Origin of the sequence: Georgenia ruanii (assembly GCF_009193175.1) — a bacterium.
Taxonomy (GTDB): Bacteria; Actinomycetota; Actinomycetes; order Actinomycetales; family Actinomycetaceae; genus Georgenia; species Georgenia ruanii.
Map to the genome: position 1 here is coordinate 219411 of NZ_VUKE01000001.1, position 22198 is coordinate 241608.

Sequence of the window (22198 nt, forward strand, 5' to 3'; positions counted from 1 at the left end):
TGGGCTCCGAGGGATCAGGACAGGCGGGTGCGCTCGGCCAGCACCGCGGGGGTGATCAGGGCCAGCTCGTCGAGCAGCGCGACGGCGAAGCCGCCCGGGCCGCGGCTGCGCCCCGCGGCCTCCTCGGCGGCGACGGTGAGGGTGGCCGTGGCGGCCGTGGCGGCCAGCAGCGGGTCCTCCACCACCGCGCAGAAGCCGGCCATGAGCGCGCCCAGCGCGCACCCGGTGCCGGTGACCCGGGTGAGCAGCTCGGTGCCGTTGGCCACGCGCACCACCCGCCGGCCGTCGGTGAGGTGGTCGACGGCGCCGCTGACCGCCACGACGGAGCCGTGCTCGCGGGCCAGCTCCGCGGCGGCGCCCAGCGCTGCCTCCGCGGTGTGCTCGCTGTCGACCCCCTTGCCGCCCTCGCCGCCGGACAGGCCGAGGATCTCCGAGGCGTTGCCGCGGATGATGGCGGGCGCCGAGCGGGACAGCAGATCGAGGGCGACCCGGGTGCGCCAGGGCAGCCCACCGGCACCGACCGGGTCGAGCACCCACGGGGTGCCCGCGGCGGCCGCACCGGTGGCCGCCTGCGCCATGGCGGCGGCCGTGTCGTGCTGGGGTGTGCCGAGGTTGATCAGCACGCCGCCGGCCACGGCGGCGAAGCCGCCGGCCTCGTCGGGGTTGTCCACCATGGCCGGGCTGGCGCCCACGGCGAGCAGGATGTTGGCCGTCCACTGCGCGGCGACGACGTTGGTCAGGCACTGCACGAGGGGCGGGTGCGCGTGCAGCCCGGCCAGGGCGTCGCCCAGGAGCTCCGGGGCGACGTGGTGACGAGACAGCATGGACGAAACGGACATCAGACGTCCCTTCGCTAGTGCGAACTAGATCAGGTTCAACGGGTGTGTTCTCAGCCGTGCCAGGCACGGCACCCCGCGTCGCTGGTCACACTACGCCGCGCGGCCCGGGCGGTCGACGACCGACCTCGGCGCGGGGATCGCCGCGGTGTAGCATCCGGCTCACAAGAGATGCGACAGGGGAGCGCCGCCGCCACCGGTGGGCGCTGAGAGTGCGGACCACCGCAGACCCTCGAACCTGATCCGGCTAATACCGGCGAAGGGAGTCGAGTTCTCAGGGTGCCGGCACGTCCCGGGACCTTCCCCTCCTGAGGAGCAGGAGGACCTTTCGATGGGCGTTTCCACCCCGTCGACTGCGCGCCGCGCCCCGTGGCGCGTCGTCGACATCGTCGTGGCCTCCGTGGTGGCGGTCGCCGTCGGCGTCGTCTTCTGGGCCTGGTCCGCCGGGTACGCCGCCGTCGCCGCGGCCACCGTGGCCTTCCCCCCGCTCGCCGGCCTCTACGGCGGCGGCTGGCTCATCGCCGGCGTGATCGGCGGGCTGATCATCCGCAAGCCCGGCGCGGCGCTGTACTGCGAGCTGCTGGCCGCCGTCGTCGAAGGCTTCCTCGGCACGCACTTCGGCTGGGCCGTGGTCATCTCGGGCCTCGTCCAGGGCGCCGCCGCCGAGGCGGTGTTCGCGGCCTTCCGCTACCGGCGCTGGAACCTGCCCGTGGCGCTGCTGGCCGGCGCCGCCGCCGGCATCGCCATGGGGACGAGCGAGAACATCCTGTACAACGTCGCCTGGGCGTCGCAGTGGAAGGTCGTCTACGTGATCCTCGCGACCGTCTCCGGGACGGTCCTGGCCGGCCTGCTGTCCTGGCTGGCCGTCCGCGCGCTGGCCCGCACCGGCGTGCTCGCCGGTCTCGCCTCGCGCGACGCCGCGGTCGAGCGGGCGGTCTGAGTGCCCCACTCCGCGGCGGCCGGCGTGCGGCCCGCGGCGATCACCGCCGCCGGGTGGGGGTGGCGGCACGCCGGCCGTGCCCGCCCGGCGCTGCGGAACCTCGACCTCGAGATCCGGCCCGGCGAGCGGGTGCTCCTCCTCGGCGCCTCCGGGGCCGGGAAGTCGACGCTCCTGCACGCCATGGCCGGGGTCCTCGGGGAGGACGACGGGCACGCCGAGTCGGGCCGGCTGCTCCTGGACGGCCGGCCCGCGGCCGACCAGCGCGGGCGGGCCGGGCTGGTGCAGCAGGACCCGGACAGCCAGGTCGTCCTCTCCCGCGTCGGCGACGACGTCGCCTTCGGGGCCGAGAACCTCGCGGTGCCCCGCGCGGAGATCTGGGCGCGCGTGACGGAGAGCCTGGCAGCGGTGGGCCTCCGCTTGCCGCTGCGCCAGCCCACCGCCGCCCTGTCCGGCGGCCAGAAGCAGCGCCTGGCCCTGGCCGGGGTCCTGGCCATGCGCCCCGGCGCCCTGCTGCTGGACGAGCCGACCGCGAACCTCGACCCCGGCGGGGTGCTGCAGGTGCGCGACGCCGTCACCGCGGCGCTCGAACGGACCGGTGCGACGCTGGTCGTCGTCGAGCACCGCGTCGCCGTGTGGGCCGACGTCGTGGACCGGGTGGTCGTGCTCACGCCCGACGGGGTGCTCGCCGACGGCGCCCCCCGGCAGGTGCTGGACCGTGCCCGCTCGGCGCTCATCGACGCCGGGATCTGGGTGCCCGGCTACGTCCCGCCCGTCCGGCCGCGTGCCGTCGCCGCGGAGGACCCGCCGGTGCTGCTCTCCGCCCGCGACCTCGCGGTCTCCCCGGAGCCGGGGCGCCGGCGCCACCCGGCCCCGCCGGTGGCCGCGGGCATCGAGGTGCGCGTGCGCGAGGGCCGGGCCCTGAGCGTGACCGGCCCGAACGGCGTGGGGAAGTCCACCCTGGCCCTGACCCTGGCCGGGCTGCTGCCGGCGCACGGCGGAGCGGTCGTCGCCGGGCCGCGGCTGCGCGAGCACGGCGCCGCGGGCCGCCCGGCCGCCGGGCCCACGCCGTCCGCCTGGAGCTCGGGCGAGCTGATCACCCGCATCGGGACGGTCTTCCAGAACCCCGAGCACCAGTTCGTGACCGGCCGGGTGCGCGACGAGCTGACCTTCGGCCCCCGCCAGCTCGCCCGGACCACGCCCCGCCGGCACCGCCGCGACGTCCCGCGCGAGGCCGCCGCGCTCGCGCCCCGGACCGACGAGCTGATGGAACGGCTTCGGCTCACGCACCTCGGCGAGGCCAACCCGTTCACCCTCTCCGGCGGGGAGAAGCGCCGGCTCTCGGTCGCCACCGTGCTCGCCGCCAGCCCGGCCGTGCTGGTCCTGGACGAGCCGACGTTCGGCCAGGACGCCACCACCTGGCGCGAGCTCGCGTCCCTGCTCACCGAGCTCCTCGACGCGGGCACCGCGGCCGTGTGCGTCACGCACGACGTCGAGTTCACCGCGGCGCTCGGCGGGGACCGGCTGCACCTCGGGCGCCCGGACACGGCGGCCCCGGTGCCGGCGCCGGGGGTGGCATGAGCGCCATGACCGCGGCCTCGCCCACCGCCGCCCGGGCTGGCGACCAGCCACGTCGTGGCGCGGCGCCCCTGCTGGCGCGGGCCAATCCTCTGGCCAAGCTCGGCGCCGCATTCGCCCTCACCGCCGCCATGGTGCTCACGGTGGACTGGGTCTCGGCCACGACCGCCCTCGTCCTCGAGCTCGCCGTCCTGCCCCTGACGGGCCTGACCTACGCCTCGCTGATTCGGCGCGGGTGGCCCATCCTCGCCGCCGCCGTGCTGGGGGGGTGGAGCACGGCGCTGCTGGCCGAGCACTCCGGCCCGACCGTGCTGGACCTCGGAGTCGTCCGCCTCAGCGAGGGTTCCGTCGCTGCCGGCACGGCGATCCTGCTGCGCGGCCTGGCCATCGCCCTGCCGGGCGTCCTGGTGCTCGCCTGCACCGACCCCACGGACCTGGCCGACGGCCTTGCCCAGCGCCTCAAGGTGCCGCACCGCTTCGTCCTCGGGGCGCTGGCCGCCATGCGGCTGGTGGGCCTGCTCGCGGCCGAGTGGCGGACGCTCGGGATGGCGCGGCGGGCGCGCGGTGTCGGCACCCACCGGGGATGGTGGGGGCGGGTGGGCGCCCAGCTGGGACAGGGACTGGCGCTGCTGGTCCAGGCCATCCGCCGGGCCACCCGGCTGGCGGTGACGATGGAGGCGCGCGGGTTCGGCACCGGGCCGCGCACCTGGGCCCGTCCCAGCACGTTCTCCGGCCTCGATCTGTGGGTGGGGACCGCCGGCGTCGTGCTGGCCGCCGCCGCGGTCGGCGCGGCGGTGGCCGCCGGGACCTGGAACCCGATCTGGGGCTGACGCCCGTGGGCCAGGCGCGGTCCCCGGCCGGCGTGGGCGCGCCAGGCGTGGCGCCCTGGTCAGCTGGGCCCGGCGTCCCCGGCCGGCTGTTCACCGGCGGCGGGCAGCACCCGCACGCAGCACCCCCCGGCGCCGGGGTCGGTGCGCACCGTGCACGCCGCCTCGGTCCCCTCGGCCAGCCCCTCGACCAGCTCGCGGTTGAGCTCGCACACCAGCGCCGTGTGCCGCCGGGCGAGCCGGTGGAACGGGCAGTTGCCCATGACGGTGCCGCCCCCCTCCTCGTCGGCCCGGGGCTCGTACCCGGCGGCGGCGAGCGCGGCGTCGAGCGAGCCGGCGCCCGCGCCGCCGGCACGGCCGGTCTCCCGCGCGACCCGGCGCAACGCGGCGCGCACGGGCGCGGCGGCCGGCCCGGCCTCCTCCACCGCGAGCGCCAGCAGCTCCCCGGCCAGCTCGTAGCGGCGCTCCGGCACGGAGACGCTCACCTCCCGGGGCGCGCGGCGGTAGAGCTTGGCGGGCCGGCCGGACCCGGGGCCCGTGCGCTCGCCGAGCCGGCGGAACTCCACGGCCAGGAGCCCCTCCCGCGCCAGCCGGTCGAGGTGGAACGCGGCGGTGCTGCGGCTGAGCCCGAGCGCCGCGGCGGCGTCGTCGCGGCTCGTGGAGCCCGGGCGGGCCGAGACGAGCTCGTACAGCGCCCGGCGCGTGGGGTCCTCCAGCGCGGCGAGCGCGGCCAGGTCTCCGGCCCGCTCCCCCGGCTCTCGCGCTGGCCCGTGCGGCTCGTCGTCGGCCATGCCCCCCAGGCTACCACTCTAAAAACAAGAACTCTTGACGAAAGAATGCAGGCGTCCTACGGTCGTCTGCACAGGTGCGGCGACGCCGCCCACGCACCCCCAGGGGGCGGAGATGACCATCACCGCGACGCCCGCGCCGGTACGGGCCAGCCTGGCCGGACGCGAGGATCCGGGCACAACGGGCAGGACCGCGGCCGCGTCGGCGGCGGGGCCTGGCGCCGGTGCGGCGGGAGGCCGGTCCGGCGCCGCGGGCATCGACCGGCTCGGCGCGGCCCGCGCCGTCGCCGACCTCCTCGCCGCGCTGGGCCACGACGCCGCCGGCCCGCACCTGGCCGAGACCCCGCGCCGGGTGGCCGACGCCCTGGCCGAGCTGCTCACCCCGCCCGAGCTGACGCTGACCACCTTCCCCAACGACGAGGGCTACGACGAGCTCGTCCTCGTGCGCGACATCCCCTTCCACTCCCTGTGCGAGCACCACCTGCTGCCCTTCCACGGCGTGGGGCACATCGCCTACCTGCCCGGCGAGCGCATCGTCGGGCTGTCCAAGCTCGCCCGGGTCCTCGAGCACTTCGCCCGCGACCTGCAGGTCCAGGAGCGCCTCACCCAGCAGGTCGCCGACCTGCTCCAGGCCGAGCTCGCCCCGCGCGGCGTCGCCGTCGTGCTCGAGGCCGAGCACCTGTGCATGGCGCTGCGCGGCATCCGGGTCAGCGGGGCGCGCACCGTCACCAGCGCGCTGCACGGGCAGCTGCGCGAGGACGCCCGCACCCGCGAGGAGTTCTTCGCCCTCGCCAGGCAGCGGCCCTGAACACCCACCGGTCCGGACCGCACCCACAGGTCCTGCCCCCACCCCACAGCACACAGGTCCTGCCCCACCCCACACCAGGAGGCTCGAGATGGACGGGCGCATCGTCATCGTCGGCGGCGGGCTCGCGGCCGCCAAGGCCGCTCAGCGGCTGCGCAAGGAGGGCTTCGCCGGGGAGGTGGTCCTCGTCGGGGAGGAGGGCGAGCGGCCCTACATCCGCCCGCCGCTGTCGAAGGACTACCTGCTCGGCAAGGAAGACCGCGAGCAGGGCTTCGTGCACCCGGCCGGGTGGTACCCCGACCACGACGTCGAGCTGCGCCTGGGCCGGCGGGCCGTGGGGCTCGACGTCGCCGGCCACGAGGTCGCCCTCGACGACGGCGCCCGACTGCCGTACGCCGCCGTCCTGCTCGCCACCGGTTCCGCGCCCCGGCGCCTCAGCGACCCCGGATCCGGGGCGGGCCTGACGGGGGTGCACTACCTGCGCACCCGACCCGACTCCGACGCCCTGCGCGCGGCCCTGGCCGACGGCGGGCGCCGGGTGGTGATCGTGGGGGCCGGCTGGATCGGGCTCGAGGTCGCCGCCGCCGCCCGCACCTACGGCAACGCCGTCACCGTGGTGGGCCGCGAGGCGGTCCCCCTGGAGGGCCCGCTCGGGCCCGAGCTCGGCGCCCTGTTCGCCGACCTGCACCGCGAGCACGGCGTGGACCTGCGGATGTCCACCGCGACGCGGGGCATCGTCGCCGACGGCGGGAGCGTCACCGGGGTGGAGCTCGGCGACGGCGAGGTGGTGCCGGCCGACGTCGTCGTGGTCGGCATCGGCGCGGTGCCACGCACCGAGCTCGCCGAGGCCGCCGGGCTGGCGGTGGACCGCGGCGTCGTGGTCGACGCCGCCCTGCGCGCCTCGGCGCCGGACGTGTGGGCCGCCGGGGACGTCGCCAGCGCGTTCCACCCGCTGCTGGGTCACCACCTGCGGGTGGAGCACTGGGCCAACGCCCTGCGGATGGGGCCGGCGGCGGCCCGGTCGATGCTGGGGCTGCCGGTCAGCTACGACCAGGTGCCGTACTTCTACACCGACCAGTACGACCTCGGCATGGAGTACACCGGCTTCTCGGACCTGGCGGCCGGGGCGCGGGTGGTCTACCGCGGGGACCGGGCGGCGCGCCGCTTCGTCGCGTTCTGGGTTCGCGGCGAGACGGTGGTGGCCGGGATGAACGTCAACGTCTGGGACGTCAGCGACCAGATCGCGGCGCTGGTCCGGGCGCAGGCGCCGGTCGACGACGCCCGCCTCGCCGACGAGTCGGTGCCGCTGGCCGACCTGGCCCCGGCGGCGGCGGGCTGAGGGGCCGACGCCGTGCCCGCCGTCGCCGGTCGCCCGGCCCCGCCCGTGCCCGCCGCCTGGGCGGCGGACCGCGTCCGCCGCATCGGCGCCCACACCTTCGACTTCTCCCGGCAGGTGGCGGTCATGGCCGTCGTCAACCGGACCCCGGACTCCTTCCACGACCGGGGCGCCACCTTCGCCCTGGACCGGGCCGTGGACCGGGCCCTGGCCGCCGCGGACGAGGGCGCGGACTGGGTCGACGTCGGCGGCGTGCCCTTCTCCGCCGACGCCGCGCCGGTGGACGAGGCCGCCGAGCTGGACCGGGTGCTGCCGGTCGTGGAGGCCGTGCGGGCCCGCAGCGACGTCGTCATCTCGGTCGACACCGCCCGGCCCGAGGTCGCCCGGCGGTGCCTGGCTGCGGGGGCCGACGTCGTCAACGACACCTCGGGCCTGCGCGACCCGGCCATGGCCGACGTCGTGGCGGCGGCCGGCGCCACCGTGGTCATCGCCCACAGCCTCGGCGGGCCGCAAGCCGTGCTCCGGCGCCCGCGCTACGGCGACGTCGTCGCCGAGGTCGCGGCGTTCCTGCGCCGCCGGGTCGCCGAGGCGGTCCGCCGCGGCGTGGCGCCGTCGCAGATCGTCGTCGACCCGGGTCACGACCTCAACAAGACCACCGCGCACTCGCTCGAGCTCACCCGGCGGCTGGGCGAGATCACCGCCCTCGGGCCACCCACGCTCGTCGCCGTGTCCCACAAGGACTTCGTGGGCGAGACGCTCGCCCGCCCGCCCGGCGGCCGGCTGCCCGGGTCGCTCGCCGCCGCGGTGTGGTGCGTGGCGCAGGGCGCGCGGATCGTGCGGGCGCACGACGTCGCGGCCACGGTCGACGCGGTGCGCATGACCGAGGCCGTCCTCGGACTGCGGGCCCCCGCGCTGGCCCGGCACAACACGTGAGGAGGTCGAGCGTGCTCGACACCGAGGAGCTGGTGCTGCGCTACGCGGTGCCCGACCGGGAGGTGCCCCACCTGCGGGTGAACGTCATCTCCAGCCTGGACGGTGCGGCCACGCACGACGGGGTGTCCGGCGGGCTGAACAACGCCGACGACAAGCAGGTCTTCGACACCCTGCGGATGCTCAGCGACGCCGTCCTGGTCGGCGCGGGCACCCTGCGCCAGGAGGGCTACGGCGCGATGGTGCTGGACCCGCCGGCGGTCGCCTGGCGCACCGCCCGTCGGCTGCCGGCCCACCCCACGCTCGCCGTCGTCTCGGGCCGGCTCGACCTGGACCCGCAGTCTCCGATGTTCACCGAGGCCCCGGCCCGCCCGCTCGTGCTCACGCACGCCGGCGCCCCGGCCGACCGGCGCCGCGCCCTGGCCGCGGTCGCCGAGGTCGTGGTGTGCGGCGGGAACGCCGTCGACCCGGCCCGGGTCGTCCGCGCGCTGGCCGGGCGCGGCCTGGCGCAGGTGCTGTGCGAGGGCGGGCCGCACCTGCTGGGCACGCTGATCGCGGCCGACCTGGTCGACGAGCTGTGCCTGACGCTCAGCCCGGTGCTCGAGGGTGGGGACGCGGGCCGGATCACGGCCGGCGGCGCCCAGGTCACCCGGACGATGCGGCTGGCGCACGTGCTCACCGCCGACGACATGCTCCTGCTGCGCTACCTGCGTGCCCACCGCCGCTCCTGACGCGTCGAGTCCACCCTCGCAGGCGGCCCCGGCCGCGCTACGCCGGCGCCCGCTGCGGCACCAGGGCCGTGAGGTCGGGCACGGCGTGGTGCGCGCCCGCGGCGCGCAGCTCGGCCGCCGGGTGGGAGGTGGTGACGCCGAGGACGAGCCCCACCCCGGCGCCAAGGGCCGCCGCGAGCCCGGCCGGGGTGTCCTCGGCGGCCACGCACGCCGGCGGCTCGGCGCCGACGAGCGCCGCGCCGTAGCGGTAGGGGGCAGGGTCCGGCTTGCCCGCGGCGGTGACCTCCGCCGTCGCCAGGGCCACGCCGAGCTCGGCGACCCCGAGCCGGTCGAGGACCGCGCACGCCCACGCGCGGTGGGCGGAGGTGACGACGGCGACCGGGGCGAACGCCCGGACCGTGCCCTCGTCCACCCGCCAGCCACGGCGGGCGAAGTAGCGCCGGTACGCGGCGCGGTGGGTGGGCTCGGAGTCGACCAGGGTGCCGTCGAGGTCGAGCAGCAGCGCGGCGCCGGGCGCCGCGAGCGCCGCCGCGACGGCGGCACCGGGCGCCCCGGACACGTCAGCCCCAGGCGAAGAGCTCGTCGCCGGCGCTGACGCGCTGGCCGGCGCTGACGGCGATCCGCAGCTGGTCGGCCTTGCCCTCCAGCGCGATCACCGGGGTGACCGGCGAGCGGCCGCCGGCGCGCACGGCCTCCGGCGACCAGGTGACCAGCCGCTGCCCCTGGGCGACGACGTCCTTCTCGGCGGCGTGCAGGGTGAAGCCCTCCCCGCCCAGCTGCACGGTGTCCAGCCCGAGGTGCACGAGCACGCCGCTGCCGCCCTCGGCGACGATGACGAAGGCGTGCGGGTGGAACTTCATGATGGTGCCCGCGACCGGGGCGACGACGTCGGAGGTGACGTCGCCGTCGGGGTCGACGGCGAGGCCCGGGCCGACGATGGCGCCGGAGAAGACGGGGTCGGGGACGTCCTCGAGGGCGACGACGGTGCCGGAGACCGGCGCGACGACGCGCACCGTCACCGCAGGTCCTCGATGTCCTCGGCGATGGTGTCGGCCTGGGGGCCGACGACGACCTGGACGGCGGAGCCCTGCTGGACGACGCCGAAGGCGCCCGCGGCCTTGAGGCCCGCCTCGTCGACCTTGGCCGGGTCCTCGACCTCCACACGCAGGCGGGTGATGCACGCCTCCAGGTCGAGGACGTTCGCGTCCCCACCCAACGCCGCGAGAATCTGCTCCGCCTGGCTCATCGCTTCCTCCTCCACGGCCGTGGCCGTGCCTCCCGGCGGGTGCGTCCCGCCGCGCGCCTCGGGGCGCTCGCCCCTGGTCCTTCTGGCCCAGGTTACGTGATGACACTCTCCCAGCGAGGCGGAGTCAAGGCGCCGCGCGCGGCATTCGTGCAGGTGCCGGGGGGTCCCGACAGCGGACGGCGGCGGCGCGGTTCCTTGACACTCCTGGGGCCCCGCGATTCGCTGTGCGCCATCGGCACACGTCGGGGCGCGGTGCCCCTGGCCCGCCGACGCAACGGGGCGTCTGCCGGCGCACTGCCCGTGCGCCGTCGTCCAGGCGTTCCTCGACCTTGGGAGCACGGATGACGACAACCACCGCAGGTGCCGCGACCCGGCAGAAGCGGCAGATCCCCGGCTTCGCGCAGGCCCAGCGGGTGGGCCGCTCGCTCATGCTGCCGATCGCCACGCTGCCGGCCGCCGGGCTCATGCTGCGCTTCGGCCAGCCGGACATGCTGGGCGCGCAGGGGGTGTCCAGCTGGAGCGGGTTCGGCTGGATGCAGCCCGTGGCCGACGTGCTCGCGGCCGCCGGCAGCGCGATCATCGGGAACCTGCCGATCATCTTCGCCGTCGGCGTCGCGATCGGGTTCGCCCGCAAGTCCGACGGCTCGACGGCGCTGGCCGCGCTCATCGGCTACCTCACCTTCGCCGCCGTGCTCGAGGCGTTGGCGCCCTACTTCGGCTCGGGGGCCGAGGGCGAGGAGACGATCAACTACGGCGTGCTCGGCGGCATCACCATCGGCATCATCGCGGCGCTGCTCTGGCAGCGGTTCTACCGCACCAAGCTCCCGCCCTACCTGGCCTTCTTCGGCGGCCGGCGGCTCGTGCCGATCATCACCGCGCTGGTCGCCGTCGTCGTCGCCGTCCTCTTCGCGCTGGTCTACCCCGCCTTCGACTACGTCATCGGCGGGTTCGGTCAGTGGGTCACCCACCCGGGCAACGCCGTCGTGGGCGGGTTCGTCTTCGGCACCGTCAACCGGCTGCTCATCCCCTTCGGGCTGCACCACCTGCTCAACAGCCTGCCGTGGTTCCAGTTCGGGCAGTACACCAACCCCGAGACCGGCGCGGTGGTCCAGGGCGACATCGCCCGCTTCCTCGCGGGCGACCCCACCGCCGGCACCTTCATGACCGGCTTCTTCCCCATCATGATGTTCGCGCTGCCCGCCGCGGCCCTGGCCATCTGGCGCAACGCCCGCCCGGAGCGACGCAAGGTCACCGGCGGCATCATGGTCTCGGTCGCCCTGACCGCGTTCCTCACCGGCATCACCGAGCCGCTGGAGTACGCCTTCGCCTACGTGGCGTTCCCGCTGTACCTCGTGCACGCGGTGCTCACCGGCACCGCCCTGGCGCTGGTCAACGCCCTGGGCATCCACGACGGCTTCACCTTCTCCGCCGGTGCCATCGACTACCTGCTCAACTTCGGCATCGCCACCCGGCCGCTGTGGATCATCGTCATCGGCCTCGGGTACGCGGTGATCTACTACCTCATCTTCAGCTTCGCGATCCGCCGGTGGAACCTGCGCACCCCGGGCCGGGAGGAGGACGGCGCCGAGGGCAGCGGGGCGCCGTCGGTGTTCGACGAGGCGCAGGAGGCGGCTGCGGTGTCCACGGGCAAGCGCGCGGCGGAGCGGGGGCTGCCAGCCGACCGGGCCATGGCCGAGGACGCCGGCACCGCGGCGCCCGAGAAGGCCCGCGACGACGACGGCCGCGACACCTCCCTGGCCTGACCGCCGGCCGGGTGTCCGCGGACGTGTGCTCGGACGCCGGTGCGGTCAGTGCTGGAGGCGGTCGTCGTCGCCGAGCGCGGCGCGCACGGCGGCGACCAGCGAGAGCAGCCGCGCGTTGCCCGGCAGGTCCTCGACGAGGACCACCTGCTCGGCGCCGTCGGCCAGGGGCAGCTTCCAGTTCGGGTACTCGGTGTCCGTGCCGGGCTGGTTCTGCGCGCGCCGCTCCCCCACGGCGTCGGTGAGGGAGACGCCGGCGAGCAGCGCGGGCGTGCGCACGACGTAGGCGTGCAGGGCCTCGACGAGCTCACGCTCGGTGGGGTCGGCGCCCACCAGGCCGTGCTCGCGCAGCCGGGCGACCATCCGCTCGCGCTCGGTGCGCGCGGCCAGGCGCACCTTGGCGACCGGCTCGGTGAGCAGGCCGAGCCGGTCGCGCAGGTCGACGTGCTCCTCGGCGAGGTAGCCGGCCACCGGCGGCAGGTCGTGGGTGTCCACGGTGGCCAGCACGAGGCGGCGGTAGGCCTCGGGCTGCAGCGGCTGGCCGCGGTCGTCCTTCTCGAACCACAGCACCGAGGTGCCCAGCACGCCCCGCTCGCCCAGGTAGTCGCGCACCCACGGCTCCACCGTGCCGAGGTCCTCGCCGATGACCACGGCGCCGGCGCGGGCCGCCTCGAGGAGCATGACGCCGACCATCGCCTCGTGGTCGTAGCGCACGTAGGTGCCGTCCTCGGCGCCCATGCCGGCGGGGATCCACCACAGCCGGAACAGGCCGAGGATGTGGTCCACCCGCACCGCGCCCGCGTGGCGCAGCACGGTGCGGACCATGTCGCGCAGCGGCGCGTAGGCGGTGCGGGCCAGCGCGTCGGGCCGCCAGGGCGGCTGGTGCCAGTTCTGGCCCTGCTGGTTGTACATGTCCGGCGGGGCCCCGACCCCGATGCCGTGGGCGAAGACCTCCCGCAGCGACCACGCGTCGGAGCCGTCGGGGTGCACGCCCACGGCGAGGTCGTGCATGACGCCCAGGCCCATGCCGGACCGCTTGGCCACCTTCTGGGCTCGGGCCAGCTGCTCGTCGGCCACCCACTGCAGCCAGACGTAGAAGTCCACCCGGTCGGCGAGCTCCCGGCGGGCACGGGCCACGAACGGGGAGCGGGCGTCGGTCAGCTCCGCCGGCCACTCCTCGCCGTCGTACCTCTCCCGCAGGGCGCACCACAGGGCGAAGTCCTCCAGGCCCTGCCCCTCCTCGGCACGGAAGCGCTCGAGGAAGTGCTGCCGCGAGCGGCTGCGCCCGGCGGCGTAGACGACCTCGAGGGCGCGGCGCTTGGCCTCCCAGGAGGCGTCGCGGTCGATGGGGTCGTTGGTGGCGTTCGCCGGCCGAACCTCTTCCGCGGCCCACTCCACCAGCGCCCGCTGGGGGCCGGGCAGGTAGGCGACCTCCGGGATGTCCTCGGGGCGGATGTACAGCGGGTTGACGAACCGGCGGGACACCGGCAGGTACGGCGAGGGCGTCATGTGCCCGGTGGGCTCGGCGGCGTGCAGCGGGTTGACGAGGAGGAAGTCCGCCCCCAGCTCGCCGAAGAACCCGGTGAGCTCGGCGAGGTCGCCCAGGTCGCCCACGCCCCACGAGCGCGCGGAGCGCACGGAGTAGAGCTGGGCCATCAGGCCCCAGCCGCGCCCGGTCGCCAGCCGTGGTTCCCCGAGGCGGTCGGGGGTGACGGCGAGCGGCGCGCGGACGGCGCCCACGCCGTCGATCTCGGCGACCAGCTCGTGCCAGCCCAGCGGCAGGTCGGCCGGCAGCACGAACTCGGCGCGCTCGGTGCGCACCGCGTCGACGTCGCGCGGCTCGAGGTCGTGGTCCCGCCGCGTCAGCGGCCGGGTGTCGCCGTCCTCGAGCTCGACGACGAGGGTCACCGCGGCGCCGTCGGGTACGTGGACGGGCACCTCGTGCTCGCGCCCGGCGCGCACGACCAGCGACGGTGGCAGCGGCGAGCGCCAGGGGGTGAGCTCGGCGTCGGCGAGCGAGGCGGCCACCTGCGCGTCCGTCGCCGCCGGGACGCCGAGGGCGGCGAGCACGGCGCGGATGGTGGCGGCGGTGACGAGACGGTGGTTCCCGGTGAAGTCCCAGAACTCGGTGGACACGCCGTGGACCTCGGCCAGCCGCCGCAGGTCCTCGCTGGGGGCGTCCGGGGACGCCGGGATCTCTGTCATCTCGCTCCTGCTTCGCCGGTCGCGACGGCCCCCCGTGGGCAACGTCCACCAACCGTCCCGATCCTGCCAGGTGACGGCAGGGCCGCGCGGCGGGGGCACGCCGCCGCGCGGTCGTGTCACCGCCGGCTGGGCCCGGACCTGGCGCGCAGTCCGCCGCTCCGACGAGGGCACTGCCTGGCGGCAGAGGGTCTCGTCACACCACGTGGCGCTGCCAAGCCGGGGCGGCGCGGTCACCGCGCGCGCCGTGTCGGCTCACACGCGCGCCGTGTCGGCGCACACGCGGGCCGGCCCTGCCACCATGCGGCCGGGCCGGCCCGCCACGGCCGGGCTCAGCGCCTCAGAGCAGCGTCTCGATCTGCTCGGCGAGCCCGTCGGCCTCGGGGCCGACGACGATCTGCACCACGCGCCCGGAGCGCACCACCCCGAACGCCCCGGTGGACTTCAGCTGGGTCTCGCCCACAGCGGCGGGGTCACGCACCTCCACCCGCAGCCGGGTGATGCACGGCTCGACGTCCACCACGTTCGGGGCGCCGCCCAGTGCCGCCAGGATGTCCTCAGCCTTGCTCATCGTGACTCCTCCAAGTCCCCGGCATCACGGTGCGGGGGCGCCGTGGCGCCCCCGCCCCTCCTGACCCTCAGCGTACCCGTGACCAAGTTCTCACCCCAGCAGGGCGAGAGGTGCGTCACGAGCGGGACCCTTGCCCCGCACCACCGTCGGCCGGGGCGGGGCATGATGACCCCAGAGCCGTCGTCGTCGACTGGAGCGCACATGAGCAAGGAGCAGCCCGATCTCGCCTCCCGGGGCGCCGGGACGAGCGAGGCCGCGGCCGGGGGCAGCAATCCGTTGCGAGGCGTGGGGGTGAGCCCGGGGCTCGCCGTGGGGCCCGTCGCCCGGCTCGCCCCGCCCGCCGGCGAACCGGCCGCGGCGACGCTCGCGCCGGGCGCCGACGCCGAGGCCGAGGCTGGACGGATCGCGTCCGCCGCCCAGGAGGTCGCCGCGGGACTGACCGCCTCGGCGCAGGCGGTCGAGGGCGAACGCCGCGAGCTGCTCGAGACGACGGCGGCGATGGCCAGCGACCCCACGCTGGTGAAGTCCGCGCAGAAGCGGGTCCGGGACCGGCACACGACCCCCGGCCGGGCGGTGTGGGAGGCGGCCGGCGAGGTCGCCGAGCAGCTGCGCGGCCTCGGCGGCTACATGGCCGAGCGGGCCCGGGACGTCCTGGACGTGCGCGACCGGATCATCGCCGCGCTCACCGGCTCCCCGATGCCCGGGGTGCCCCAGCGCGAGGAACCCTTCGTGCTCGTCGCGCGCGACCTCGCGCCCGCGGACACGGCCCTGCTCGACCCCACCCGGGTGCGCGCCATCGTCACCGCCGAGGGCGGGCCCACCTCCCACACGGCGATCCTCGCCCGCGCCCTGGGCATCCCCGCGGTGGTCGGCGCCCCCGGCGCCCCGGACCTGGCCGAGGACAGCCTCGTGCTCGTCGACGGCGGGGCCGGCACCGTCACCCTCGACCCCGACGAGGCCGCCGTGAAGCGCGCCGAGCGGCGGCCCACCGCCGCCCGCGCGTTCACCGGGCCGGGCCGGACCGCCGACGGGCACCCCGTGCAGCTGCTCGCCAACGTGGGCGACCCGGCCGGCGCGCAGGCGGCGGCCGCGGCCGGTGCGGAGGGCGTGGGCCTGTTCCGCACCGAGTTCTGCTTCCTCGACCGCGCCGAGGAGCCGGGCCTGGAGGAGCAGGTGGGCGCCTACCGGCAGGTCCTCGCCGCCTTCCCCGGCCGCAAGGTGGTGGTGCGCACCCTGGACGCGGGCGCCGACAAGCCGCTGCCCTTCGTCACCGCCGCCGAGGAGGCCAACCCCGCGCTCGGCGTGCGCGGCCTGCGCACCGCCCGGCGCGCCCCTGAGGTGCTCGACCACCAGCTCCGGGCCATCGCCGCCGCCGCGGAGGCGGAGCGCGCCGAGGTATGGGTCATGGCCCCGATGGTGGCCACCGTCGCCGAGGCGGAGGACTTCGTCGCCGCCTGCGCCCGCCACGGCCTCGACACGGCCGGGGTGATGGTCGAGGTGCCCAGCGCCGCCCTGCTGGCCGGGCCGATCCTCGCCCGGGCCCACTTCGCCTCCATCGGCACCAACGACCTCACTCAGTACGCCATGGCGGCGGACCGGCTGCTCGGCTCGCTCGCCGAGCTCTCCGACTCCTGGCAGCCGGCCGTGCTGCGCCTGGTGGAGGCGACCTGCCGGGGCGGCGCCCAGCAGGACCGCCCGGTGGGCGTGTGCGGGGAGGCGGCCGCCGACCCCGCGCTCGCCGTCGTGCTGGTGGGGCTGGGCGTGAGCAGCCTGTCGATGACCCCGCGGGCGCTGGGCGACGTCGCGGCCGTGCTCGAGGCCACCGACCTGGCCCGCTGCCAGGAGCTGGCCCGGGCGGCCGTCGACGCGGAGTCCGCCCAGGACGCCCGGGCCGTCGTGCGCGCCGGGCTGCCCGTCCTCGCGGAGCTGGGCCTGTAGCGGGTGCGATGATGGCCCGGTGAGCACGCAACCCACCGAGGCGGAGTCCGCCTTCGCGGCGCTGGGCGGTCACGAGACGTTCAGGCGCCTCGTCGCCCGCTTCTACGAGGGCGTCCGCACCGACGAGGTGCTGGCACCGATGTACCCCCACGACGACTGGGACGGCGCCGAGGAGCGGCTGCGCCTGTTCCTCGAGCAGTACTGGGGCGGGCCGACCACCTACTCCGACACCCGCGGCCACCCCCGGCTGCGCATGCGCCACGTCCGCTTCGAGGTCACCCCCGACGCCCGCGACCGCTGGCTCACGCACATGCGCGTCGCCGTCGACGAGCTGGACCTGGCGCCGGAGGCCGAGCACGTGCTGTGGGACTATCTCGTCCGCGCCGCCCACGCGATGGTCAACACCCCCGAGCCCGGCCGCACGCCGCTCATCTGACGCCCGCCACCGTCCCGTCCACCCCCAAGGAGCCGCGAGTGCCCGCCTCGCCTCGGCCGCTGACCCTGACCCCCGCCGTGCCGGCCGCCACGGACGTCCTCGCCGTCCCGGGCGCGGGCGCCGAGCCGCTCGACTCCGTGCTGCGCACCCTCCGGCTGGAGCGGCTGGGCGAGGACGAGTACCGGGGCGTGTCGCTGCCCCAGATGAACGGGCGGATCTACGGCGGGCAGGTGCTCGCGCAGTCCATCGTCGCGGCCGCCGACACCCTCGTCGACGGCGGCGACGGGCCCCGCGCGCTGCACTCGGTGCACGGGTACTTCCTGCGGCCGGGCAAGCTCGACCTGCCGATCACCTTCGCCGTCGAGCGGCTGCACGACGGCCGGTCGTTCAGCACCCGCCGCACCCACGCCCTCCAGCAGGGCCGGCCGATCCTGTCCCTCATCAGCTCCTACCAGGAGGACCAGCCGGGCCGCGACCACGCCGACGCCGCCCCCGAGGTGCCGGACCCCGAGAGCCTGACCTCCGCCATCGAGCTGTTCAACGCGGTGGACCACCCGGTCGCGAAGTTCATGTCCTCCATCGCCGCCTTCGACATCCGGCACGTGGGCGAGCCGGTCTACCTCCAGCCCCCGGGCGAGGCGGCGGACACCCAGATGCTGTGGATGCGGGCCCGCACGCCGCTGCCCGCGGAGGTCACCGACCTCCAGCACCGAGCGCTGCTTGCCTACGCCTGCGACCAGGTCATGCTCGAGCCGGTGCTGCGCCGGCACGGGCTGAGCTGGCGCACCCGCGGCATGAGCGTGGCCAGCCTGGACCACTCGATGTGGTGGCACCGGCCGCTGCGCGTGGACGAGTGGCTGCTCTTCGTCCAGCACTCCCCCAGCGCCCAGGGCGGCCGCGGGCTCGGCACCGCCAAGGTGTTCGACCGGACCGGGGCGCACGTGGCCACCATCGCCCAGGAGGGCATGGTCCGCGTGCCGGAGGACGCCGAGCCCGCCGCGACGGGCGAGGTCCGGCCGGAGGAGGAGTGGCAGCGGCCCTCGCTGCGCTGACCACGCATCGCCGACGGCGTGCGTCCGCCGGGTGGGGGTGGCCAGACTGGCCCCATGAGGACGGTCGTGGGGGTGAGGCTGCGGCGCGCGTACCCGGACAGGCCCGGCTACGGGCGCCGCCGGTCCGGCAAGGGCTTCACCTATCTGGACCGCGACGGCAACCGGCTGACCGACCCCGAGGCGATCGCCCGGTGCCGCTCCCTCGTCATCCCGCCCGCCTGGCGCGACGTGTGGATCTGCCCCTTTCCCAACGGCCACATCCAGGCGGTCGGCACCGACGACGCCGGCCGGCGCCAGTACCTGTACCACCCGGCCTGGCGCGCCACCCGGGACGTCGCCAAGCACGATCGCGTGCTGGACCTCGCCGAGCGCCTGCCCGCCGCGCGGCGCCTGGTGACGATGGACCTGCGCAAGCCCGGCATGCCCCGGGAGCGGGCGCTGGCCGTGGCGTTCCGCCTGCTCGACATCGGCTTCTTCCGGGTGGGCGGGGAGAGCTACGCCGACGAGAACGGTAGCTACGGGCTCGCCACGCTGCTCAAGCGGCACGTGCACATCGGCCGCGACGGTCGCCTGACGTTCGCCTACCGGGCCAAGTCGGGCCAGGCGCGCCGCCTGGAGCTGCGCGACGACGAGCTGGCCGAGCCGCTGACGAGGATGCGGCGGCGCCGGGGCGGTGGCGAGGACCTCCTGGCCTACAAGGACGACCGGGGCTGGCAGGACGTCACCAGCGCGGACATCAACGAGTACATCAAGCGCCGGCTGGGCCCGGAGGCGTCCGCCAAGGACTTCCGCACCTGGCACGGCACGGTGCTCGCCGCCCTCGAGCTCGCCAGGCGCACCCCCGAGGCCACCACGCCCACCGCCCGCAAGCGCGCCGAACGGGCCGCCGTGAAGTCGGTGGCGGCCTACCTGGGCAACACCCCGGCGGTGGCGCGCGCGTCCTACGTCAACCCGCGCGTCCTCACGCTCGCCGAGGACGGGGAGACCATCGACCCCGAGCTCGCGAGGAAGGCGGACCCCCCGGACGAGGAGGGGCCGCCGGACACCCGCGGCGCCGTCGAGAAGGCCGTGCGCGGCCTGCTGCGCTGAGCCGCGCTCAGCCCAGCGCCAGCGAGCGCACCCCGGCGGCCTCCAGGGCCACCGCCTCGGCGGGCTCGAGCCCGGCGCGCCCCGTGACCTTGCGCAGCATCTGGGCGCCGTCCCAGCCCAGCGCCGCCGGCACCGTGGGGTCGTCGAGCCAGAGCGGGCGCAGGTGGCTCGCGGCGGCGGCGGTGAGCCACGGCTGGGCGGCGAGCGCGTCGGCGAGGTCGAGGCCGTGGACGGCGACCTCCAGCACCCGCGTGGTGAGGAAGTCGGCGAGCAGCATGGCGTCCCCGTGCCGGGTGCGCACCACCCGGTCCGGGGGCTCGCGCAGGCAGCGCGCCACGACGGCCACCACGTGCGCGTCGAAGGCGGCGAGCTGCTGGGCCGGGGAGCGGTGCTCGCCCGCCTGGTCGCGGCCCAGGGCCACGCGCCGCGCGTTGGTGGACGGGTCGAAGCGGCCGTCCGGGCGGTAGTAGCCGGCCGCGGTGACGGCCGGCGACGGCGGCGCGGCGTCGTCCAGCATCGGCGGGAGCCAGCCGAGCACCACGTGCACGTGGCCGAGGAGACCGCGCACGTCCCAGGGGGCGCACCGCGTGGGGCGGCTCCACTCGGCGTCCGGCACCCGGCGCAGGGCGGCGACCATCGCCGCGGCCTCCGCGCGCAGCACGCGGGCGGTGGTCTCGAGCGTCATCGCCCCAGGTTACGGGGGTGATCCGGCGGGACCGGTCAGCCGCGGCGGCGCCGGAAGCGCACCGGCTCGTCGAGGAACGGCTGGCAGGCCGCCCGCTCCCCGGCGGTCAGGCGGCGCGGGCGGCCGGTGACCTCGTCGACGAGGACCATGGTGCTCATCGCGCGCACCGCGGGGCCGTCGGCGCCGTCGATCTCGTAGCAGACGTCCAGGCTCGCGCCGCCGAGGTGGCAGATCCACAGCTGCACCGCCAGCGGTCCGGGGGTGTACGGCAGCGGCTCGAGGTACTCGATCTCCTGGCGGGCGATGTACGTGTTGGTCCCCGAGCCCGGACCGGTGGTGAAGACCTTGCGCCCCGCGCCGCCGGCGGCCGGGCCGTCCCAGAAGGCCGCGATGCGGGTCTCTTCGAGGATGGTGAAGATCTTGGCGTTGTTGACGTGCTGGTAGGCGTCGATGTCGCTCCAGCGCAGGTGCACCGGGATGGTCAGCCGGGTCATGGCGGTCCTTCCTGTCCTCCCCCGGGGCCCGGCGGGGCAGCGCACGGCGCCGCCCGGCGGGCGGCGTCCCGCGGGGCACGCCCGGCGGGCGGCGTCACCTGGGGCGCCGCCCGCCGGGCGGGGGCGTGGTCAGTCGCGCGTGAGCTTGCGGTAGGTCACGGCGTGCGGCCGGGCCGCGTCGGCGCCGAGGCGCTGGACCTTGTTCGCCTCGTAAGCCTCGAAGTTACCCTCGAACCAGTACCACTTCGCCGGGTTCTCCTCGTCGCCCTCCCAGGCGAGGATGTGCGTGGCGACCCGGTCGAGGAACCACCGGTCGTGGCTGACGACGACGGCGCAGCCGGGGAACTCCAGCAGGGCGTTCTCCAGCGAGCCGAGGGTCTCGACGTCCAGGTCGTTGGTCGGCTCGTCCAGCAGCAGCACGTTGCCGCCCTGCTTGAGCGTGAGCGCGAGGTTGAGCCGGTTGCGCTCGCCGCCGGAGAGCACGCCGGCCGGCTTCTGCTGGTCCGGGCCCTTGAAGCCGAAGGCGGAGACGTAGGCACGCGAGGGCATCTCGACGTTGCCGACCTGGATGAAGTCCAGCCCGTCGGAGACGACCTCCCACAGCGACTTGGTCGGGTCGATGCCCGCGCGGCTCTGGTCGACGTAGGACAGCTTGACCGTCTCGCCGACCCTGAGGTCGCCGCCGTCGAGCGGCTCGAGGCCCACGATCGTCTTGAACAGGGTCGTCTTGCCGACGCCGTTCGGGCCGATGACGCCGACGATGCCGTTCGGGGGCAGGGAGAACGACAGCCCGTCGATGAGCACCCGGTCGTCGAAGCCCTTGCGCAGGTCGTTGGCCTCGATGACCACCGAGCCCAGGCGCGGCCCCGGCGGGATCTGGATCTCCTCGAAGTCGAGCTTCCTGGTGCGCTCGGCCTCGGCGGCCATCTCCTCGTAGCGGGCCAGGCGCGCCTTGGACTTGGCCTGGCGCCCCTTGGCGTTGGAGCGCACCCACTCCAGCTCTTCCTTGAGGCGCTTGGCGAGCTTGGCGTCCTTCTTGCCCTGGACCTGGAGGCGCTCGCCCTTCTTCTCCAGGTAGGTGGAGTAGTTGCCCTCGTAGGGGTAGAGGCGCCCGCGGTCGACCTCGGCGATCCACTCGGCCACGTGGTCGAGGAAGTACCGGTCGTGGGTGACGGCGATGACGGCGCCGGGGTACTTGGACAGGTGCTGCTCGAGCCACAGCACCGACTCGGCGTCGAGGTGGTTGGTGGGCTCGTCGAGGAGGAGCAGGTCCGGCTGCTCGAGGAGGAGCTTGCACAGCGCGACGCGGCGGCGCTCACCGCCGGAGAGGACGGTGACGTCGGCGTCCGGCGGCGGGCAGCGCAGCGCGTCCATGGCCTGGGCGAGCTGGGCGTCGAGGTCCCACGCGTTCGCCGCGTCGATCTCGGTCTGGAGCTTGCCCATCTCCTCCATGAGGGAGTCGAAGTCGGCGTCGGGCTCGGCCATGAGGTTGCCGATCTCGTTGAACCGCTCGACCTTGGCGAGGATGTCCGCCACGCCCTCCTGGACGTTGCCCAGGACGGTCTTCTCCTCGTTCAGCGGCGGCTCCTGCTGGAGGATGCCCACGGTGTAGCCGGGCGAGAGCCGGGCCTCGCCGTTGGAGGGGGTGTCCAGGCCCGCCATGATCTTGAGGATGGTCGACTTCCCGGCGCCGTTGGGGCCGACCATGCCGATCTTGGCGCCGGGCAGGAATGCCATGGTGACGTCATCGAGGATGACCTTGTCTCCGTGCGCCTTGCGCGCGCGGACCATGGAGTAGATGTACTCAGCCACTGCTCTCCGCATCACTTCACGTGGGGCCGGCCTGCCTGAGGGCAGACCTTGTCGCATCCCAGGGTAGGACACGCGGCCCTGGCTGCTCCCCTCCGGTAGGCAACGCCACAGCGCCGCGTTCCGCACCGCCGTCCGCCGCGGCGCG

22 protein-coding genes and 2 riboswitches are annotated in these 22198 nt (G+C 75.8%); of the genes, 12 read left to right on the forward strand and 10 right to left on the reverse strand.

The window, feature by feature from the left end:
• Window positions 1-14: 14 nt before the first annotated feature.
• Window positions 15-839 (reverse strand): hydroxyethylthiazole kinase, encoded by an 825-nt coding sequence (gene thiM / locus GD880_RS01030; protein WP_226909285.1) that lies wholly within the window; start codon window positions 837-839, stop codon window positions 15-17.
• Window positions 829-925, reverse strand: a riboswitch (TPP riboswitch). Its footprint overlaps the gene before it by 11 nt.
• A 79-nt stretch (window positions 926-1004) precedes the next feature.
• Window positions 1005-1118: riboswitch (TPP riboswitch) on the forward strand.
• A gap of 49 nt (window positions 1119-1167) precedes the next feature.
• On the opposite strand from thiM, the gene GD880_RS01035 reads away from it, so the two are divergent.
• From GD880_RS01035 to GD880_RS01045, 3 genes are read left to right on the forward strand one after another with little or no spacing between them, the layout of a single operon-like run.
• Window positions 1168-1776: an ECF transporter S component gene (locus GD880_RS01035; protein WP_152229771.1), complete on the forward strand. Its 609-nt coding sequence runs from the start codon at window positions 1168-1170 to the stop codon at window positions 1774-1776.
• On the forward strand, window positions 1777-3354 hold the full coding sequence (locus GD880_RS01040) for an ABC transporter ATP-binding protein (RefSeq protein WP_152229772.1): 1578 nt from the start codon (window positions 1777-1779) through the stop codon (window positions 3352-3354). It begins immediately after the preceding gene.
• On the forward strand, window positions 3351-4181 hold the full coding sequence (locus tag GD880_RS01045) for an energy-coupling factor transporter transmembrane component T family protein (protein ID WP_152229773.1): 831 nt from the start codon (window positions 3351-3353) through the stop codon (window positions 4179-4181). Before GD880_RS01040 ends, GD880_RS01045 begins: the two co-directional genes overlap by 4 nt.
• A 59-nt stretch (window positions 4182-4240) precedes the next feature.
• Here GD880_RS01045 and GD880_RS01050 read toward each other — a convergent pair whose 3' ends face one another.
• Window positions 4241-4969, reverse strand: coding sequence for a helix-turn-helix transcriptional regulator (locus GD880_RS01050; RefSeq protein ID WP_152229774.1), 729 nt, complete (start codon window positions 4967-4969; stop codon window positions 4241-4243).
• Between the two features lie 112 nt (window positions 4970-5081).
• On the opposite strand from GD880_RS01050, the gene folE reads away from it, so the two are divergent.
• The 4 genes from folE (at window position 5082) to GD880_RS01070 (ending at window position 8768) form a co-directional block, all read left to right on the forward strand.
• Window positions 5082-5774 (forward strand): GTP cyclohydrolase I FolE, encoded by a 693-nt coding sequence (gene folE / locus GD880_RS01055; RefSeq protein ID WP_152229775.1) that lies wholly within the window; start codon window positions 5082-5084, stop codon window positions 5772-5774.
• A gap of 88 nt (window positions 5775-5862) precedes the next feature.
• A complete protein-coding gene (locus tag GD880_RS01060; RefSeq protein ID WP_152229776.1) occupies window positions 5863-7110 on the forward strand; it encodes an NAD(P)/FAD-dependent oxidoreductase in 1248 nt (415 codons plus the stop codon).
• A gap of 123 nt (window positions 7111-7233) precedes the next feature.
• Window positions 7234-8040: a dihydropteroate synthase gene (folP, locus tag GD880_RS01065; protein ID WP_152230130.1), complete on the forward strand. Its 807-nt coding sequence runs from the start codon at window positions 7234-7236 to the stop codon at window positions 8038-8040.
• Between the two features lie 11 nt (window positions 8041-8051).
• On the forward strand, window positions 8052-8768 hold the full coding sequence (locus tag GD880_RS01070; RefSeq protein ID WP_226909286.1) for a pyrimidine reductase family protein: 717 nt from the start codon (window positions 8052-8054) through the stop codon (window positions 8766-8768).
• A gap of 37 nt (window positions 8769-8805) precedes the next feature.
• Here the strand turns inward: GD880_RS01070 and GD880_RS01075 are convergent, their stop codons facing one another.
• From GD880_RS01075 to GD880_RS01085, 3 genes are read right to left on the reverse strand one after another with little or no spacing between them, the layout of a single operon-like run.
• Window positions 8806-9327, reverse strand: coding sequence for an HAD family hydrolase (locus GD880_RS01075; protein WP_152229778.1), 522 nt, complete (start codon window positions 9325-9327; stop codon window positions 8806-8808).
• A gap of 1 nt (window position 9328) precedes the next feature.
• The gene (locus GD880_RS01080) at window positions 9329-9787 is read right to left on the reverse strand and encodes a PTS sugar transporter subunit IIA (protein WP_152229779.1); all 459 of its coding nucleotides are present in this window, start codon (window positions 9785-9787) and stop codon (window positions 9329-9331) included.
• Window positions 9784-10029, reverse strand: a complete 246-nt coding sequence (locus GD880_RS01085; RefSeq protein ID WP_226909287.1) for a glucose PTS transporter subunit EIIB — start codon at window positions 10027-10029, stop codon at window positions 9784-9786. Before GD880_RS01085 ends, GD880_RS01080 begins: the two co-directional genes overlap by 4 nt.
• Before the next feature lie 326 nt (window positions 10030-10355).
• Here GD880_RS01085 and GD880_RS01090 point away from each other — a divergent pair, with 326 nt between their 5' ends.
• Window positions 10356-11777: a PTS transporter subunit EIIC gene (locus GD880_RS01090; protein WP_152229780.1), complete on the forward strand. Its 1422-nt coding sequence runs from the start codon at window positions 10356-10358 to the stop codon at window positions 11775-11777.
• Between the two features lie 45 nt (window positions 11778-11822).
• Here the strand turns inward: GD880_RS01090 and malQ are convergent, their stop codons facing one another.
• Together malQ and GD880_RS01100 are read right to left on the reverse strand one after the other, a co-directional pair.
• Window positions 11823-13979: a 4-alpha-glucanotransferase gene (gene malQ / locus GD880_RS01095; protein WP_152229781.1), complete on the reverse strand. Its 2157-nt coding sequence runs from the start codon at window positions 13977-13979 to the stop codon at window positions 11823-11825.
• A gap of 337 nt (window positions 13980-14316) precedes the next feature.
• Complete coding sequence (locus GD880_RS01100) at window positions 14317-14547, reverse strand: glucose PTS transporter subunit EIIB (protein WP_152229782.1); 231 nt, start codon at window positions 14545-14547, stop codon at window positions 14317-14319.
• 201 nt (window positions 14548-14748) lie between these two features.
• Here GD880_RS01100 and ptsP point away from each other — a divergent pair, with 201 nt between their 5' ends.
• Genes ptsP through GD880_RS01120 form a run of 4 tightly spaced genes read left to right on the forward strand, consistent with a single transcriptional unit; the run spans window position 14749 to window position 19062 of the window.
• Entirely contained in the window at window positions 14749-16485 is a 1737-nt protein-coding gene (gene ptsP / locus GD880_RS01105; RefSeq protein WP_152229783.1) for a phosphoenolpyruvate--protein phosphotransferase, read from the forward strand.
• A 19-nt stretch (window positions 16486-16504) separates the two neighbouring features.
• Complete coding sequence (locus tag GD880_RS01110) at window positions 16505-16921, forward strand: globin (RefSeq protein WP_152229784.1); 417 nt, start codon at window positions 16505-16507, stop codon at window positions 16919-16921.
• Between the two features lie 38 nt (window positions 16922-16959).
• A complete protein-coding gene (locus tag GD880_RS01115; protein ID WP_226909288.1) occupies window positions 16960-17973 on the forward strand; it encodes an acyl-CoA thioesterase in 1014 nt (337 codons plus the stop codon).
• Window positions 17974-18027: 54 nt separating this feature from the next.
• The gene (locus tag GD880_RS01120; RefSeq protein WP_193314303.1) at window positions 18028-19062 is read left to right on the forward strand and encodes a DNA topoisomerase IB; all 1035 of its coding nucleotides are present in this window, start codon (window positions 18028-18030) and stop codon (window positions 19060-19062) included.
• A gap of 7 nt (window positions 19063-19069) precedes the next feature.
• On the opposite strand, the gene GD880_RS01125 is transcribed toward GD880_RS01120, so the two are convergent.
• The 3 genes from GD880_RS01125 to ettA all read right to left on the reverse strand — a co-directional run bounded on the left by GD880_RS01125 (window position 19070) and on the right by ettA (window position 22053).
• Window positions 19070-19747: a maleylpyruvate isomerase N-terminal domain-containing protein gene (locus GD880_RS01125; RefSeq protein WP_152229785.1), complete on the reverse strand. Its 678-nt coding sequence runs from the start codon at window positions 19745-19747 to the stop codon at window positions 19070-19072.
• A gap of 35 nt (window positions 19748-19782) precedes the next feature.
• Window positions 19783-20241, reverse strand: coding sequence for an acyl-CoA thioesterase (locus GD880_RS01130; RefSeq protein WP_152229786.1), 459 nt, complete (start codon window positions 20239-20241; stop codon window positions 19783-19785).
• Window positions 20242-20370: 129 nt separating this feature from the next.
• Window positions 20371-22053 carry an energy-dependent translational throttle protein EttA gene (ettA, locus tag GD880_RS01135; protein WP_152229787.1) on the reverse strand — a complete coding sequence of 561 codons (1683 nt, stop codon included), beginning with the start codon at window positions 22051-22053 and terminating at the stop codon, window positions 20371-20373.
• Between the last annotated feature and the right edge of the window lie 145 nt (window positions 22054-22198).